The organism is Pacificimonas sp. ICDLI1SI03, assembly GCF_054740865.1.
This window is the reverse complement of record NZ_JBSQAU010000001.1, coordinates 1,455,144-1,472,566: the sequence shown is the minus strand read 5'-3', so window position 1 is coordinate 1,472,566 and position 17,423 is coordinate 1,455,144. Positions and strand designations below refer to the sequence as shown.

Here is a 17,423-nt window from a genome sequence, read left to right as displayed (position 1 = left end):
GCGCTTGTCTTGGTGGACTTCACCTTATCCCTGATTCGGTCCGGCATCTGCGTCGGGGATGGGGTCGTTGGGCGTGGCATTGCCGGGCGTCTCACCCGGAACCGCATCGCGCGGCGCGGGCAGCGTATCATCCGGCGTCGGGGCCAGCACGTCGGTACGCAGCGGCTGCGCATCGAATTCCGCCGCCCAGTCGAACCAGCGATCATCCGCCTCATCCAGATATTGTTCGGCGTTATAGACGGCGACGGGGACGTCGAGCAGTTCCACCTCCGCGCGTCCGATCGCCGCCAGCAGGGCATAGCCTGCGACATAGGCGTTCCGTTCGGCACGAACCACCTGAACCTGCGAATCCAGGAATTCCTGCTCCGCGTTCAGGACGTCCAGAATATTTCTGGTGCCGACCGTCTGCTCCGCCCGCGTGCCCTCCAGGGCCAGATCGTTGGCGTCCACTGCGGCGGTGGCGGCGCGGATCGTTGCGCGGGCGCTCAACAGGTCCTGATAGGCGGTGCGTACCGTCTCGATGGCATCGCGTTCTGCGGCCAGTGCATCTTCACGCAACTGGTCCGCACGCGCCTGAGCCGTGCGAATCTGGCTACCCAACTGCCCCTTGGAAAACAGCGGGATCGTTGCCTGTACGCCAATATTCTGCGTGAATTCGGTTTGTCTGAAGATCGCATCCAGACGCCCCCCGGTTTCGGGATCGAACTGCTGCGTGATGCCCCGGAAATTGCTGTAGCCCATGCCGAGCGTGGCATCCACGGATGGCAGACGGGCGCCACGTGCGGAGCGCACTTGGAAGCGCGCCGCCTCCTCCGCCAGTTTCGCGGACTGGATGAACGGGTTCTCCGCCAGGGCGAGATCCACCGCCTGCGCCGGGGTGCCCGGCAGAACGGGCAGCGGCGGCGGCGGCTGCAAATCCTCCGGCCTGTGTCCGACGACGCGCTCATAATTATTGCGGCTGGCCTCCAGATTGGCTTCGGCAGCCAGGAACTGGCTGCGGGCCAGGGCAAGCCGGGCTTCAGACTGGGCAACGTCGGTGCGGGTTACATCGCCCACCTCGAACCTGTCGCTGGATGCCTGCAACTGGCGCTCCAGCACCCGCACATTATTGGCCGTCAGTTCGACTTCCGACTGATCGGACAGAACATTCATATAGGCCTGAACCGTGTCGAAGATCAGCTGGTTTTCAATGGCGCGAAGCTGTTCGCGGCCTGAAAGAACCTGCCGGTCGGCGGACTTTCTGTCGTTGCGGATACGGCCGCCGCGATAAACTGGCTGCGAAAGCTGAAGGTTCACGTTGAATGCGCGGCTTCTGTCGTCGAACCGTGCCGGGCTCGACGTTTCCTGATCCAGGACGCCGTTGGCCGTCAGGGAGGGGCGGATCGCCTGCTTGGACCGGATGAGTTCCTCGTCATTCAGTCGCTGGCCCGCACGTGCGCTCGTGATATCGGGATTGGTCGCATATGCCGACGCCATCGCCTCGCGCAGCGTTTCCGCATTTGCGGAGGAGGCGAGCAGCAGCGCGGCGAAAGCAAGTCTGATTTTCAAAACACGAATTCCCGCTTTTTGCTGAAGCCCGGCAGGGCGGGTACATTGGCGTCGAAGAACCACGACCATCCGACATGACCGCCATAAACCTTGCCTAGCCCCGCGCGCGCCACACCTTCTTCCACTACCACGCCGACGATGCGGCCGCCCTCTGCGACCTGCTCGATCAATGCTGCCGGCACCTGTTCGACGGTGCCTTCGATCAGCACCAGATCATACGGCGCGCTATCAGCAACTCCCTCGGACAAGGGGCCGCGAGAGACGCTGATCCCGTCACCCTTCACGATGTCGCCGGAAAAGGCTTCCTCCTCCAAAAGGACGACGTCCGCGCCCATCTCGGTAAGCAGCGCGGCGGAATAGCCTGTGCCGCCGCCGATGATCAGCACACGCTCACCTGCACGCACGCGCGCGGCGGACAGCAGGCGGCCCAGCGTCAGCGGCTCCATCAGAAAGCGGCCGTCCGCGATCTCGATATCCTCGTCATGATAGGCGAACGAGCGCATCGCGGCGGGCACATAGCGTTCCCTTGGTACGGACCGAAACGCCTTGATCAGCGCCGGGTCCACCACGGTGTTCGGGCGCAACTGGGAATCGATCATGTGGGTGCGCATTTTCGCGAAATCAGGCTCCATCACGGATCATCCTCACCTTGAATTGTCGGGGTGACTTATGCAGATAATACACCGGAGCCGCAAGCTCCGATTTCCGGGACCCCCTAAGCCTTTCGGTTGCGCTCGCCAAGCGTCGCTGATAGTTGCCGCTGCCTCCACAACTGCTTGAGGCCCGATGGCGGAGTGGTGACGCAGCGGACTGCAAATCCGTGTACGCCGGTTCGATTCCGGCTCGGGCCTCCATGCAGTTAGCCCTTTTGTACCAGGCGGTAATCTGCGGCGATATAAAGCCGCCTTTTGGGTTAGTTAGGTCCGAAGAATCGGATGGTTTGTGGTCTCTTCCGCTCAGTTTTTCTGGCGAATTCAAGGCAAATCTTACTATTGTCTCTGCCGCCAAAAGAGCAGTGCCGGCTTTTCCAAAAAATAGAATATCCGGAGCTGCTTAAGCGTAAGTGACCGGGCTGGGATCAGACTGGCAGGTTCCGAACAGGAGGCGATCGATAGCGCCATCCCCGAGTATATTTCTGGAGACAGAAGTCGCCAACAAAGCCGTCGTCATCTGCCCAGATCGCCCTGTCAAAACCGGCCGTACGTTCACAGGGTAACAATTGAATACTAATGACCGGTATCAGACAGCGCCTGGGACACGTGGAATCGCGTATGGTGGCAATCGACTATGAGACGCGTCTGCTGGAAGCGGATCGTAATATCTCCATCGCGGTGGAAACGGAACGACAAGCGCTGGCGGAGATCGCGGCGACACGGGAAGGTGAGGCGGAGGCGCGTCAGGAGGCGTTGCGCACCGCGCTCGGCGAGCTTGCCGAGGCGGAGGACCGGATCGCGATGGCGGAGGGCGACGTGTCGAAGGCGGGCCGACGGGCGGGGACGATGCGGCTGACGGCACCGGTAGCGGGTACGGTGCAGCAGTCGAAGCTGAGGACGATCGGCGGCGTGGTACAGCCTGCAGAGGGGCTGATTGTGATCGTGCCGGAGGGCGCGGCTCAGGGTGCGGGCGGCGGTCTGGTGGCGGAGGTGATGATCCTGAACCGCGACATCGGGTTCGTGTCGGAGGGTCAGGAGGTGGCGGTAAAGCTGGAAGCGTTTCCCTTTACCGATCACGGCCTTATCCCCGGAATATTGACCCAAATTAGCCGCGACGCACTCGATGAGAAGGATACCGGATTGGTCTACGCCGCGCGGGTGACGCTCGATTGTGTGGACACCGGCGACGACACGCGGCGGGACCGGCAGACGGCCGTGCTGTGCCACGCGCTCGGCGCCGGCATGAGCGCGACCGCCGAAATCAAGACCGACGAACGAAGGATCATCGACTATTTCCTGTCGCCGATATCAAAAGCTACAAAAGAAGCAGGGAGAGAGCGGTGAATAAAATAGCTTCAGCGATCTTAATATTGGTGCTAACTTCGTGTACAAAAAAAGAAGACGTAGAATATAAAGAAGTGGCTGTTGATAATACTATAAAGGAAAATGTTAGATGCCTTGCAAACGTTGATAGTATTGAAGAAATTAGAAATGCATATTATGAGATAAGCCGAGTAAAGTGTTATCCGGCACGATTTGATAATCTTAATAGGTGCTATGATTCTGTTTTAAATAAATTAAATAGAGGAATTACTGCAAAATGCCACCACCTGACCTATAATATTACCGTAAATCCTTTTAGAATTCATGAAGGAGGGCTCTTTGAATATCCAATTGGAGAAGATTTTCATTTTGCAGACGTGCTAATGAAATTTCCCAGAACGAAGGGTCTTAGCTTTTGGGATCTTCCCAACGTTAAGTCAAAACTTGAAGGTAGAAATATAATCGAAGTTTCATTTCCGAGTAATGATGATTACGGGGTCATATCCATAACATATTCCGATAACGAAAATACATTTATAGAATGCTTTGTGAACGAGAAAATTCTATCGGAAGATAGATCGGTATTGTCGCTTTGTTAGTTAAATTTTGCGTTTAAGTCTGGAGATCACAAAGTCTGGCGGTGTCCGCAAACGAAGCTGGAAGAGAGCGGTGATGATCATAACAGTTCATACCTTCCAGAAAATCTTATTGGCAGTGATATTTTGCACGTTTTTTTTAACCTCTTGCATCATCGATAATAATAAAAAGGAAGTCAAAAGTCTTTTGAGGGTATACAATAAAAAAAATTTGATCGACTTAGCTGTCGCGCGCTGTTTAGAAGAATCAGATCTTTCTCATTGTCGTATGTATAGGCAGACATTCCCTAATATCCAATTTTGTGAAATCGTTCCGAAAAATGATTTTTATAAAAATATAATGATAAATGATATATTATCAAGATACCATAGATTGAAAATAAAAGATGTCGCATATTGCTATGATACATACAAAAATTATTTCAATGGTAACGTGATTGGCATCGGCGATATTTGCGAAAAGTCAGAATATAGAATATTGTATTATTTAATAAATAATCATAAAAATTCTTTTGGAAAATGACCATATCTCGATCGGCCGGACTCATGTTACATAGAGTTTCCGGGAAATGGATCTAAATATTTATATGATGAACTTTACCTAAGTTGCAAATTGACGGATTCGATTGATGACTAACTATTTATCGTTTCGTGAGGTAGATGCTCTTAGGGATCGCGAAAGATGGTCTACTACAGCTGGTGAAAACGGTTTGCCACTAATAACCGTCTATGGATCTGGTTTTGAAGCGGCTATTGTGGAAACGCTTCTACAAAGGAGCGCGCTGGCTGCACTGTAGCGGGTCGAAAACGACGCGGGTCGTCGCGCTCGGAGCGTTTCTAAGCATAGCAATCCATTCGTCTCAGATGCCTCGTCCTAGGCGGCGCCGCTTAAGAATTGGTGTCTGCAGCAGGTGGCAAAATAGAAAATACGGGCGCGCGAACCGTGCTGTTTGCCGACACCGTTAACTCTACGGAAAACAACGTAAAAATTAGTCGGAGCGCAACGTTGTTACGTAATTTATAGGCTGACCAGGCTGCTCGAAAAAATGTAGACAAAAAAAGGGCGGCGGCGAAGCTGATCCAGCTCGCCGCCGCCCCGATTTTCATGCGCGCTTACAGTACGGCGGGCATCGCTGGCTCCATCGCCTCGACCGTGAACACGATGTCCTGATAATCGGCGTCGATATCCACCGTCTGGTCCTCAAAGGCGATGCGAACGTCGTTTTCGGCTGCGCCTGTCGTGCCGGACAGGACGTGATCCAGGCCGGTGACGTTCAGGTCGGCGTCGTGGCTGACCAACAGCGACCGGTCAACGGCGGCGCCATCCACCGTCAGCACCGCTTCGCCAGAGCTGGTGTCGATCGCAAGATCGCCGTCGAAGTCTGTATCGGCACCCTGCTGCAACACTGCGAAGTGCAGTTCATTGCCAGCGTCGATATCCTCGACCGTCAGCTCACCGTCCACGGTCTTCACATTCGCGGCCAGCAGCGTCACGTCGACAATGTTTCCGTCGCCGTCGATCTCATATGCCAGCAGCGAGTTGTTGAAGTCCGCAACCGAAAGGTCATTTTCAAATGTCAGCGTATAGTCGCTGGCATTGTCGCCATTCAGGTACAGCGAGGCGATGCCCATGCCGACCTGCAGATCATCGGAAATTGCCTGCATTTCGGTCAGGTTCTCAACGTCGATAATATCATCGACGCCGACCGTTAGTTCATCGCCCTCACGGCCGATAACGAAGCCTTCCCGGTCGAAGTCACCCTCCAGGAAGATGCCGCCGGCTGCGATGTTGGAGCCGCTGATCAGGAAACCGCCCTCTGCCTGCGTCACCAGCAGATCCGAATATGTGAGGTCGGGCTCCTGGATACGCAGCAGATCGCCCATGTCGAAGCCGCTGACGCTGTCGCCCTGATGTTCGGCGAAGGTGCCGATCACCTGATCGTCGCCGTCGCCAAGCGTGATGTCATCATTGCCCAGGCCTGCGAAGATCTGGTCGTCACCGTCGGTGCCGGTAAGAACATCATCTCCGTCGTCGCCCCTGATCTGCTCGACGTCGCCGGTCAGAACGGTGTCTTCGCGATATTCCAAATTCTGGATGCGCGTGTCCTGCTCGACGGGGCGATCTGCGTCGTCGAAGGCGGTCTCTGGCGTTCCGTGGAACTCTTCCAGATAGTCGGCAAAGGCCGCCTGCTCGCCCAGAATATCGTCAGGCTCAGCACTCAGTTCGCCGTCGGTGACCGTAGCCGCCGCCGTGCCATCTTCCGTCAGGTAGCGGAAATTGCTTGCATAATCCAGGAAGGGGTAGCCGTCGCCGCCGGTAGCGAGGAACGACAGGGTGACCAGCGTGATCGCCATGTCCGCGTCGGCGCCCTCGACGAGCACGCCGTCGTCGTAAAGCGGGATCAGGCTGCCATCGGCTGCAACCAGCGCGATGTCGCGAACGCGGCTGCCGACCTCAAGCGTCTGGTCGAAGCTGAAGCGAACGCCGCCGAGCTGCGGGAAGCGGCCCTCCGTTGCACCGGCGATGCCGCCGACACCATGTTCCAAAACTGCCTTCAGGCCCTCGGCGGTGATGTCGAGCGCGATCAGCGAATTGTTGAAGCGCAGCGCATTACCGATGTCGAGTGCGGAGACGGCACCGTCTGGCTGCGGTGGCAGTTCGTCCACCTCGCCATTCGGTCCGGGGCTGGAGAAGGTGCCAATGGACGCGCGGATACCACCGCCATTCTTGATCGAAACGATGACGGCATTGTCATCCAGCTCTTCGCGGCTGCGCAGGGCGGCGGCATTGGCGTCCGCCGTCAAATTGCCGAAGTTCGTTTCTTCCACCCGGACGCTTTCGCGCGATCCGTCCAGATAGACGTCGGTATAGCCGAATACCTGGCCACCCAGATCGTCGATGATTTCCTGAACGGGAGCGATGACGTCACGTACCGCGTCACCCTTCGTGGTGCCGTCGGCAAAGGCGATGGCCTCCACCTCTTCCACGGTGATGCCATAGGCTTCCGCGACGTTTTCCATGGTGGCGGCATAGGCGCCGTTCACGTCCAGCCGCTCTTCTAGGGTTTCCGTAATCAGAACGCCCTGCGCGTCGAAATCGACGGCAAGGCGGCCCAGATAGGTATATTCATTGTCCGTGTTGACGATCAGCGTTGGACGACCGTCCGCGCCCGCCGTCTGGATCGGATAATCGCCGGCAAAGTCGGCATCATGGCCGGGGAAGGCAACCGCTTCGTCATTTTCATCGCCGAGGCGGGTATTGGATCCGCCGGCAACGATGATGTCGACGCCTTCCAGCAACGGTGCCAGTGCCGTTTCCAGCTGAATCTGCTGCAGGTGGGAGACGAGGATGATCTTGTTGACGCCCTGATTGGTCAGGTCGTCGATGACCGGCTGCAGAATGGCTGCCAGTGCCGTCATGTCATCCGCGCCGCCGCTGAGGACATCGATTCCACCGATGGAGGAGATGGCATCCAGGATCTGCGTCGTCGCGCCGACGATGCCGATCTGCTCGCCGCCTTCTTCGATAACCGCCGACGGAACGATACGCCCGGCGAAATCGGAGGCAAGCTCAAGCCCTGACGTCGCGGTCGTGTCGGTGAACAGGCCGCTGGTCGCGCTGTCGCCGGAAAAGTCTAGGTTGGCAGAGATATAGGGGAACATGGCCGCCTCGACCGCATCGGCGAAGACGCCGGTGCCGAGGTCGAATTCATGGTTGCCGATGGCCGATGCCTGCACGCCCATGGCGTTCAGGATTTCGATATCGGGGAAGCCATTCCCTTCCAGATAGCCTGCCGTCAGGAAGGGGCCGGGGATGTAATTGTCGCCTGCCGACAGGATCAGCGTATTGACGAAGCTGTCTTCGAAACCGTCGATCATGGCCGCGATCATCGGTGCCGTGTCCGTGCCCAGCGTGCCGACCTCGGGGTCGCCGAAGTGCAGCAGCTGCAGGGTATAGTCGACCCGCTCTTCCGGCGTCAGGGCCAGGTCGTAAATGGCCGTGGTACCCGATCCTTCATAGCTCACCGCGATCTGCGCCTCGCCGCTTGCAGAGCCCTCGGCGGGGATGAAGCGGATGATTTCCGGCGCAAAATTCCCATAGGCTGCCGAATCGATGTAATTAACGAACGTTGCACCCTGCGGATTGGTGATGTCGTAGATCATGATGCCGCTGTCGCGCTCCAGGCCGACAAATGCATAGATCTGGTCGCCCACCTGACCGACTGCGATGGCTTCCGGCTCCGGCCCCTTGGCGTCGGACCGGTTGTCGTCGACGGTCAGCAGGTCTTCCTCGGCGATCGTTGCAGGATCGAAGTCGTCATTGTTGAACGCGGCGGGGACACGGGTGGCGGCGATGATCTGTTCGAAATCGTCGCCCGAATCGAACACAACGTTGCCGGCGTCGTCAAAGATGGTGAACGAGCGGCTACCATAGGCGTACAGCACGTCATAATCGCCATCATTGTCCACATCGCCATCAACGCCCGATATGGTCAGGCGGCCAAGTTGGTCGTCTTCCTGCAATGCGGCCGCGTTCGGGAATGCCGTGGGATCGAGGGTGACGTCCTTGATGCGGACTTCCTCGAAATCGCGGCTGTCGCCCTCGTTTGCGGTCAGGAAATAGGTTTCTCCGTCAATTTCCACTGTGGTGATGGTATCAGGCATACGCAGGCCCATGACGGGGATGGTGCGGATGTTGGCGCCGTTGTCGCGGTCGGACGGATCGATGCCGTTGCCGGGCAGGGAATGGTCAACCGCGCCGGCGCTGAAGATGTTGGTGAACGCCATGGTCTCCATGTCGAAGACCGCGACTGCATTTGCCTCTTGCAGCGTCACATAGAGATTACCGTCGGCGCCCTCGGCGATATATTCCGGCTCAAAATCCAGCGAAGGGCGGGAACCGGGAAAGGTGCGGATCCCCATGTCGCGCAGCAGGTCCAGATCATCCTGGTCGAACACATTATCGTTGTTCATGTCATCATATGCGCCGAAGCCGAAGCTCTGCACATCGCCGTTCGCCAGCGTGATGACGGAAATGCTGCCGGGGGCGGTGTCGTTCATCGGGTCCGGCTCGTCGCCGCGCTCGCCTTCATTGGCGACGAACAGGCGCGTGCCATCCTTTGAAAACGTGACCATGTCGGGCAGGATGCCGGTTTCGTACTGCTCCAGCGCCTCGCCGGTGTCGGCGTCGAACGTTGCGATCACGCCGTTGCCGCTGCTGCGCGAGATCGCGGCGGCGATGACGCCGTCGCGGATGTCGACCGACTGAACGCCGGCGAAGTTCGCGATGCTGCTGAGGTCGATGGACCGGTCCAGCGCGCCGGAGGCGGTGCTGAACACATCAATGCGGTTTTCCGCACCGTTGGTGACGACGAACCGACCATTCTCGGTCGCAACGACCTCCGATCCTGCCTCCCCGATGCCGCTGTCGAAAATCTGAGCGAGAGAAATGTCGAAGGTCGGTCTGTACATGGTTCAGGTGTCCCCTTTGGTGCCACACGATGCGGCGAAATTGCCGTGCGATGGCGGGGTTACGAAAGCCGCATGACAGTTTGCTGTCTGTTTTCATGAAGATTCGGCGCGAACTTTGTGACAGATCCATGACGCGCTTCTGATCGGTGTATTAACCACGCTTCGCCCGAGTTGACATTTCTTGTCCCAGAACGAACAAAGTGTCCCAATTGAGATTGGACCTCTGGGACCGGAACGCGGTGAATCGTCGGCACTCCAGAGGGGGTCCCGAGAAGGACAGATGATATGAAAATTGGTGAATGCCGTCGCGTGCGGATCAAAAGTCTTTCGATGAGCAGCTGCATGGCAATTCTTGCGGCATTTGCAGTGGGGAGTGCAAACGTCGGGCCGTCCCTCGCCCAATCCCCGGTTGCGGATAACGCGCCTGCCGCACAGCCGCTGGACGAGGAATATACCGCGCTCATCCGCAAATATCTGACCGATGACCGCATTACGACGGAGCTGACGGACCATATGCCGGTCGCGCCAGGCGTCCCCTCGCCGCTGGAATTCTTTGGCCGCATTCCCGGCACGCCCAGCGAACTGACCTACGCCGCCGATATTGAGCGTTATTATTACGAGCTCGCGCGCACCTCGCCCCGCGTTCACACCATGTCGCTGGGCAAGACGGAGGAGGGCCGTGACCAGATCGTACTGGTCGTCGCGGATGAGGAGGATGTACGCAATCTTGAGGCGCGCAAGGCGGATCTGGCCGCGCTCGGCGATCCGCGCCGCACCAGCGAGGCGGACGCGCGCCGGATCATTCAGAATGGCAAGCCCATTTACTGGATCACCGCCGGTATCCATTCATCCGAAACCGGCGGTCCCGAAATGCTGCTGGAGCTTGCCTACCGCATGGCGGTCGAGGACACGCCCTTCATCGATCATATCCGCAAGAACGTCATCACCTTCATCACGCCCGTCATCGAGGTGGATGGGCGAGAGAAGATCGTCGACAATTATTATTACGGCAAGGAGACCGGCAAGGTCCGCCCGCCCAACATGTACTGGGGCCAATATGTCGGCCATGACAATAATCGCGACGGCATGGGACAGGCGCTGAAGCTGACGCAAAACGTCACCAAGGGCGTCCTCGATTGGCATCCCACCGTTCTGCACGATCTGCATGAATCCCGGTCCTATCTTTATGTTTCGACCGGCACCGGCCCCTATAATCCTTCGCTCAGCCCGCTTCAGTCGCAGGAATGGTGGCAGATCGCGCAGGCCGAGCTGACCGAAATGGCGAAGCGGGATGTGCCCGGCGTCTGGACCTATGGCTTCTATGATGGCTGGGTGCCGAACTATCTGTTCTGGATCGCGAATACGCATAATTCCCTTGGGCGCTTTTACGAGGTGCAGAGCTATGGGCCGGACCCGCGGCCGGAACTGAAGCTGGCACCGGTGGACACCAGCCGGGAATGGTATCGCCCGAACCCGCCTCTGCCCGAAATCTCCTGGGGTCCGCGCAATAACGTCAACATACAGCAGTCCGGCCTGTTGTTCGCGCTGCACCGCGTCGCCACCGACCGGCAGCTTTATCTTGAAAATTACTGGACGAAGAACCGCCAGGCCATCGACGCGGGCAAAACGGGCGATATCAACGCCTGGGTCATCCCGGCGGATCAGGACGCGCCGCTGAACGCGGCGGAAATGCTGAACAATCTTCAGCGGCAGGGTGTCGAGATCAGCCGCGCCGACCGCGCCTTTACGGCGGGCGGTGTGAAGGTGGCGCAGGGCGATTATGTCATTCGCGCCGATCAGCCCTATCGCACCCTCGTCGACATGTATTTGTCGGTGCAGAATTATCTGCCCAATTTCCCACGCCCCTATGACGATACGGGCTGGACGATGCAGTATATGCGCAATGTCGACCTCCATACGGTGAAGGATGCCTCGGTCCTCGACCGGCCGATGACGCTCCTGACCGACGAAATTCGCCGGCCCGGCGGGATAACGGGTTCGGGCTCAGTCGTTCTCGTAGAACATAGCGGCGATAATGCGCTGGTTGCCTTGCCCTTCCGTCTGAAGGGCGCGAAGATCGAGGCGGCGGAGGCGCCGTTTCAGGCTGGCGGCAACAGCTATGGCGCGGGCAGTTTCATCGTGTCGGGTGCGGATCGCCAGGAGCTTTCTAGCCTGCTGGCCCAGCTTGGCTTAAGCGGGCAGGCGGTCTCCCGCGCCCCCTCCGTCGCCACGCATGAGGTGGTCGCGCCGCGCATCGGCTTCATGCACTCCTGGATGTCGACACAGGACGAAGGCTGGTGGCGCATCGCCTTCGACCAATGGGATATTCCCTACACCTATTTCGCCGACACGCAGGCGCGGCAGGGAAATCTGCGCGACCGCTATGATGTGATCATTTACCCAACCGTTGGCGGCACGCCGCGCGATCAGATCGTCGGAATCCCGAAAACGGATGGCGACCCGATTCCCTATAAGAAGTCGGAACTGACCCCCAATCTGGGCGTGCTGGATTCCGCCGACGACATCAGGGGCGGGCTGGGCGCAGACGGCTTGGCGGCTCTGGAGGAATTCGTTCGCGCGGGCGGCACCCTTTTGGGGGATGGCTCCACCGTCGAAATGCTCGCCAATTTCGGCAGCGCGCCCGGCGTATCGGTCGGCGAGGCGCCGTCACTTTACACACAGGGGTCGATCATGCGCGGTGTTTTCGCCGACAAGGAAAGTCCGCTGACCTATGGGTATAAGGGCGAGGAACTGCCGATCTATTTCGGCGGCGATCTCCTGCTGGAGGTCAGCACGAGCAGTCGGCAGGCGCGCAATCCCTATTTCGATCCCAATGCGCCCGGCAATCGGCTCAACCATAAGATCGAATTGAACGTCAATCCGCCTGAAATCGCGCCCTATGTCGCCCAACCAATACTGCCACCGGGGGACACGCTGGAGGAACCGGAGACAGAAGGCGGAGACGAGGAAGATCATTCGCGCCCGGAAAGCCCGCTTACCGTGCCAAAACCGCGCGTCGTGATGCAATTGCCCGATCAGACGGACAATATGTTGCTCAGCGGTCTGCTCAGCGGCGGGGATGTCCTGAAGGGGAAACCGCTGGTCGTCGATGTGTCGGTGGGGCAGGGGCACATGGTGCTCTACGCGCTGCGGCCCTTCTGGCGTTCGCAGACGCAGGGCAGCTACTTCCTAGGCTTCAATGCCCTCCTGCACTGGAACCATCTGGATACGGGCGCCGAGGAAACCAAGTAGAGCTGATAGGCATGGGGCGGGCGTCGCACCCGCCTCATGCTTCCCCGGTCAAGGTGTCAGATCGATCGAATAGCTGAGCGCAAATTCCAGCAGTTTCAGCGCGTCAGCAGGTGTCTCGCCTTCGAAACGCACGCTGCGCGCGCCGCTTCGTTCGACCTGTGGCAGCCATGACAGCACTTCGGCGGGCCGATAATAATGGAACGTCACGTCCATGATTGCGGGCGTATCCACCTTGAACGGCCGATAGCTGTCGATCTGTCCCACGGCGCGACGGGCTGCCGCCTGAATCTGCTTGCGCGCTGCGGCCGGTGTCAGCGTCTCGGCAGCATGAAAGCCGATCGCGCGCTTTACGGCGACGCCCTCTGCGCCGACGGCCTCCAGTTCCTTGATGGTCGCGTCGTCGCCGGTGATCAGGATGACAGGCACGTCGAACTGGCCCGCAACAGCGGCGTTGATATAGCCCTCCGATGCCGGCACGCCGTTCAGCTTTACCTCCGACAGTCGTGCACTGGAAAAGGTGTGCGCGCGCACACCCTCCATGTTCGAAGCGCTGGCGTGATAGCCGATGAACATGGCGCCGTCATATTCACCATTGTCGATCCCTTCGACCATGGAAAGCGGACGCGGCTCTCCGCGGATGATCAGCACATCTTCGGGCAACCCTTCCAGCGGGATGTTCTGCAGGCTTCCATGCGAATCCGATATGACGAATTCGGTGGCACCGGCCTCGCGCGCGCCGCTGATCGCCGCCAGCAGCTCGCCCAGCATGATCTGGCGGAATTCATTATATTCATTGCCGTCGTCAATAATCTGATTGGGCGTGACCGCGCCGGCCAGTCCCTCCATGTCGACGGAAATATAGATCCGATAGCCGTCCTGCTGTGCCGCGGCGGGCGCCGCCGACAGGGCGAACATCAACAGGAATGCTGTGCCCAGCCGCCTGATCGCCGCGCCAAATCGGCTCCCCATTGCGGCATGGCCTCCAAGATGATCGGATATTGCTGTCACGGATTTCCCCTTTCGCGATTTCTGCGGAGCCAAGTGCTGTTCGAAAAGACCCGCGCCGTCAATCTGAACAGGACATTTTCTCTGGCAAGGTTTCAATTGTCCTGACATGGTAGAGCATATTTCTGAGCGAGGGGGCAGGTTATGAAGTTTGAGCGAGTGTCGATCCGTGCGATTGCCGCAGCGGCCTTTGGGGCGGTGGCCCTGCTTCCGACCGGGGTCGCGGCGCAGGCTTATGACACGGTGATCAGCAACGGCACCATTGTCGATGGCAGCGGCGCGGCCGCCTATCAGGGCGATGTCGCGATAAAGGACAGCTATATCGTCGCCGTCGGCGACATTGACGAGGCGAATGCCGCCAAAATCATCGATGCACGCGGCATGATAGTAACGCCCGGTTTCGTCAATATTCACAGCCACGCCCAGCCGGATGCCGTTGCGACTGCGGTCAACATGCTAACCCAGGGTGTCACGACAGAGATCACCAATGCCGATGGCCATGGCACCACGGACATTAGGAAGCAGCTTGCGGGCTTTGCTGAAAATGGGCTCGCGGAAAATGTCGGACTTTATATCGGCTTCAACGCCGCCTGGGCGGAGGTGGTCGGGGAGGATGATCGTCGCGCCACGGATGCGGAAGTGCAGACCATGCGCAGCCTGATCGACGGCAATCTGGAAAGCGGCGCCTGGGGCGTCGCCTCTGGCCTCGATTACAAGCCCGCTTATTTCGCCGATGCCGATCAGGTCGTCGATGTGGTTTCCGTCGCGGGCAAGTGGCGCACCAACTTTCCCAATCACGACCGCATCCGGCCAGAGGAGGGTTACAGCTCTTTCAAGGGGATGACGGAAACAATTGCCATTGCGGAGCAGGCCGGCCTGACGCCCGTCATCACGCATATGAAGACGCAAGGGGCGGAGCAGGGCAATACTCCCGCCGTCATAGATATGCTGCGCCAGGCGAATGCGGGCGACAAATATGCCGCCACCGATATCTATCCCTACACTGCCGGCCTCAGCGGGCTTTCTTCGCTGAACGTACCCGGATGGGCCCTCGCCGGCGGGCGGGAGGCGATGCTGCAGCGGTTCGCCGATCCCGAAACCCGCGCGCGCATCATCGAAGAGGTAGAGCGGGCGATGGCGCAGCGGTTTGACGGCCCCGGCGGCGTCTATCTGTTCCAGATGGGCCGCGAACTGACCGACGTGATCGACGAAATGAATGTCCGCCCCGGCGAGGCAGTCCTTCGCCTGCTGGAGGATCAGGAGCACGCCGCCATTCTTCGCTTCGGCAAGGACGAGGACGTCATCGACTTCATGCAATATGAAAACAGCGCCATGGCGTGTGACTGTGGCGCCTCCCTTGAGAAGAAGGGGCATCCCCGTGGCTGGGGTTCATTCCCGCGCGTCCTCGGTCATTATGTGCGCGATGAGAAAGCGCTCAGCATGGAGGATGCCATTCGGAAGATGACCGCTCTGCCGGCGACGATCATCGGCATGACGGAACGTGGCTATCTCGCCCCGGGCATGCGCGCCGACGTGACTGTGTTCGATCCGAATACTATCATCGATCATGCGACCTATGAAGATCCGACGAAACCGTCCGTCGGCATCCGAGACGTTTTCGTCAACGGCGCCCTCGCGCTCTCGAACGGAGAGGCGACCGGCGCACAAGGCGGCGAAGTCGTCCTGCGCAGCAAACATATGCCGACCCGCCCGATGGATGCCTATACGGATGCACGCAGCCTCGCTGGCACTGGCAGTGTGACCAGCGGCGACCAAGGCTTCGAAATCACCATGGATATTCGCCAGGATGGCCACAGCCGCTATGCGACCGGTTCGCTACGCCTCGTCGACGGCTCCGGCGAGGTCTGGAGTCCCTATCAGCTGGGCGTGCTGCAAACCGCCGACCAGTGGAGCAGCCTGACCGCCATAATCAGCAATCAGGAGGGCGATCTTCGCCGCGTTACCATCACCACCGACGGCGGCGCGGATGGTGCGGCGGCGCCGCAGCTGCTGATCGAAGAAGATGAGTGGGGTAAGCTATCGGGTCGCTGGATGCCCGGCGCTCAACAGATGTAAAAGACGGAACCCTCCCCTATAAGCGGTGCGCCAGGATCGTGGGGGGTGAAACTATGCAGGCCGGATTGTCATCACGCGCACGCGTTTTGCGCCTGCGAAATGGTGCGCCGGCATGACGGCGGATACGCGAACCTGGTTCGGTCAGCCGCGCGGCCTGACCATCCTGTTCCTGACGAACATGTGGGAACAGTTCTCCTATTATGGGATGCGCGCGCTCCTCATCTATTACATGACGAAGGAGCTGCTGTTCGAGCAGGAGGTGTCGTCCTACGTCTACGGCACCTACACCGCCTTCGCCTATTTCACGCCGATCTTCGGCGGCATCATCGCCGATCGGTGGCTGGGGAAGAAACGGGCCGTCATCCTGGGCGGCAGCATCATGGCGGCGGGCCATTTCATGATGGCCTTCGAACCGCTCCTCTATGTCGCGCTCGGCACTATCGCGCTCGGCAACGGGTTTTTCCTGCCCAGCCTGCCCAGCCAGATCAACGACCTCTACGGCCCGGACGATCCGCGCCGCCCATGGGCCTATAATGTCTATTATGTCGGCGTGAATATCGGCGGCTTTCTGGCGCCGCTCATCTGCGGCACGCTGGGCGAGTTTTACGGCTGGCATTATGGTTTCGGTGCCGCCGGCATCGGCATGGTTATCGGCCTCGCCATCTATCTGTACGGCCAGCGTTACCTGCCTCAGGAACAGCGGGAGAAGATCGCGCCTTCGGACACGCCGCCACCCCCCGCCGAAAGCTTCAGGGAAACCTATTTGCTGCTGACCGGCCTACTCTTCGCGGTGACGATCTTTCGCGGTGCCTATGAACAGGTCGGCAACACCGTCGCCCTGTGGGCCGATACCGGCATCGATCGCATGGTGGGCGGCTTCGAAATCCCGATGACCTGGTTCCAGTCGCTGAACCCCATGTTGGTCATTCTGCTGACGCCGATGCTGTTGGCCCACTGGCGGCGCCGGGCCGATTTGGGGAAGGAGCATTCCCCGGTCCAGAAAATGGCCATCGGTGCCGGGATCGTCGGCATCGGCTATGCGGTGCTTTCGCTGGCATCGTTACAGGTGCCGGTGGGGCAGGCCAGCTGGCTGTGGCTGGCGCTGTTCTTTCTGATCTTCACTTTTGGCGAACTGCATATCCTGCCCAACGGCCTCGGCCTCTTTGCCAGGCTGGCGCCGCCGAAATTCGGGGCCAGCACGGTCGCGGCGTGGTTTCTGGCCAGTTTCACCGGCGGCCTTACCGCCGGATATGTCGGCAGCTTCTGGAGCGATCTTTCACACGCCGCTTTTTTCGCCATGTTGACGGGTATTGCCTGGGTTGCCGGCCTCGTTCTCCTGGCGTTCGATCATCCGGTGCGGCGCCTGATCACACAGCGTTTCGGCGTACAACCGCATCTCAGATGAAGGTTTGACAGTTTTCAGGGCAGGACATATTCGACCTGAGCACGAAAAACCTGCAGGGAAGGGGGCATCTTTTGGGCAGTCTCGCCGGAACGA

The 17,423-nt window shown here is 59.0% G+C and carries 9 protein-coding genes and 1 tRNA gene; 6 read left to right on the top strand and 4 right to left on the bottom strand.

The features are described 5' to 3' along the window. Positions 1-24 precede the first annotated feature (24 nt). A complete protein-coding gene (locus tag ACSMXM_RS07155; protein WP_460315217.1) occupies positions 25-1,548 on the bottom strand; it encodes a TolC family outer membrane protein in 1,524 nt (507 codons plus the stop codon). Then, on the bottom strand, positions 1,545-2,180 hold the full coding sequence (locus ACSMXM_RS07150; RefSeq protein ID WP_460316369.1) for a protein-L-isoaspartate O-methyltransferase family protein: 636 nt from the start codon (positions 2,178-2,180) through the stop codon (positions 1,545-1,547). Before ACSMXM_RS07150 ends, ACSMXM_RS07155 begins: the two co-directional genes overlap by 4 nt. 148 nt (positions 2,181-2,328) lie before the next feature. On the opposite strand from ACSMXM_RS07150, the gene ACSMXM_RS07145 reads away from it, so the two are divergent. From ACSMXM_RS07145 to ACSMXM_RS07135, 3 genes are all read left to right on the top strand, one after another. Further along, a tRNA-Cys gene (locus ACSMXM_RS07145) sits at positions 2,329-2,402 on the top strand. A 375-nt stretch (positions 2,403-2,777) separates the two neighbouring features. After that, positions 2,778-3,545, top strand: a complete 768-nt coding sequence (locus ACSMXM_RS07140) for an HlyD family efflux transporter periplasmic adaptor subunit (protein WP_460315216.1) — start codon at positions 2,778-2,780, stop codon at positions 3,543-3,545. After that, the gene (locus ACSMXM_RS07135) at positions 3,542-4,123 is read left to right on the top strand and encodes a hypothetical protein (protein WP_460315215.1); all 582 of its coding nucleotides are present in this window, start codon (positions 3,542-3,544) and stop codon (positions 4,121-4,123) included. The genes ACSMXM_RS07140 and ACSMXM_RS07135 overlap by 4 nt, the downstream gene beginning before the upstream one ends. Positions 4,124-5,233: 1,110 nt before the next feature. Here the strand turns inward: ACSMXM_RS07135 and ACSMXM_RS07130 are convergent. Beyond that, positions 5,234-9,592: a choice-of-anchor I family protein gene (locus tag ACSMXM_RS07130; RefSeq protein ID WP_460315214.1), complete on the bottom strand. Its 4,359-nt coding sequence runs from the start codon at positions 9,590-9,592 to the stop codon at positions 5,234-5,236. A gap of 342 nt (positions 9,593-9,934) precedes the next feature. On the opposite strand from ACSMXM_RS07130, the gene ACSMXM_RS07125 reads away from it, so the two are divergent. Further along, on the top strand, positions 9,935-12,844 hold the full coding sequence (locus ACSMXM_RS07125; RefSeq protein WP_460315213.1) for a M14 family zinc carboxypeptidase: 2,910 nt from the start codon (positions 9,935-9,937) through the stop codon (positions 12,842-12,844). 48 nt (positions 12,845-12,892) lie between these two features. On the opposite strand, the gene ACSMXM_RS07120 is transcribed toward ACSMXM_RS07125, so the two are convergent. Beyond that, positions 12,893-13,852 (bottom strand): M55 family metallopeptidase, encoded by a 960-nt coding sequence (locus ACSMXM_RS07120; RefSeq protein WP_460315212.1) that lies wholly within the window; start codon positions 13,850-13,852, stop codon positions 12,893-12,895. 141 nt (positions 13,853-13,993) lie between these two features. Between ACSMXM_RS07120 and ACSMXM_RS07115 the strand changes: the two genes are divergently transcribed. Beyond that, positions 13,994-15,925, top strand: coding sequence for an N-acyl-D-amino-acid deacylase family protein (locus tag ACSMXM_RS07115; protein WP_460315211.1), 1,932 nt, complete (start codon positions 13,994-13,996; stop codon positions 15,923-15,925). Positions 15,926-16,037: 112 nt separating this feature from the next. After that, the gene (locus ACSMXM_RS07110; protein WP_460315210.1) at positions 16,038-17,330 is read left to right on the top strand and encodes a peptide MFS transporter; all 1,293 of its coding nucleotides are present in this window, start codon (positions 16,038-16,040) and stop codon (positions 17,328-17,330) included. Positions 17,331-17,423 lie beyond the last annotated feature (93 nt).

Coding starts and splice junctions, on each gene's coding strand:
- ACSMXM_RS07150 (WP_460316369.1), bottom strand. CDS start 2,180: ATGGAGCCTGATTTCGCGAAAATGCGCACCCACATGATCGATTCCCAG.
- ACSMXM_RS07140 (WP_460315216.1), top strand. CDS start 2,778: ATGACCGGTATCAGACAGCGCCTGGGACACGTGGAATCGCGTATGGTG.
- ACSMXM_RS07130 (WP_460315214.1), bottom strand. CDS start 9,592: ATGTACAGACCGACCTTCGACATTTCTCTCGCTCAGATTTTCGACAGC.
- ACSMXM_RS07125 (WP_460315213.1), top strand. CDS start 9,935: ATGGCAATTCTTGCGGCATTTGCAGTGGGGAGTGCAAACGTCGGGCCG.
- ACSMXM_RS07115 (WP_460315211.1), top strand. CDS start 13,994: ATGAAGTTTGAGCGAGTGTCGATCCGTGCGATTGCCGCAGCGGCCTTT.
- ACSMXM_RS07110 (WP_460315210.1), top strand. CDS start 16,038: ATGACGGCGGATACGCGAACCTGGTTCGGTCAGCCGCGCGGCCTGACC.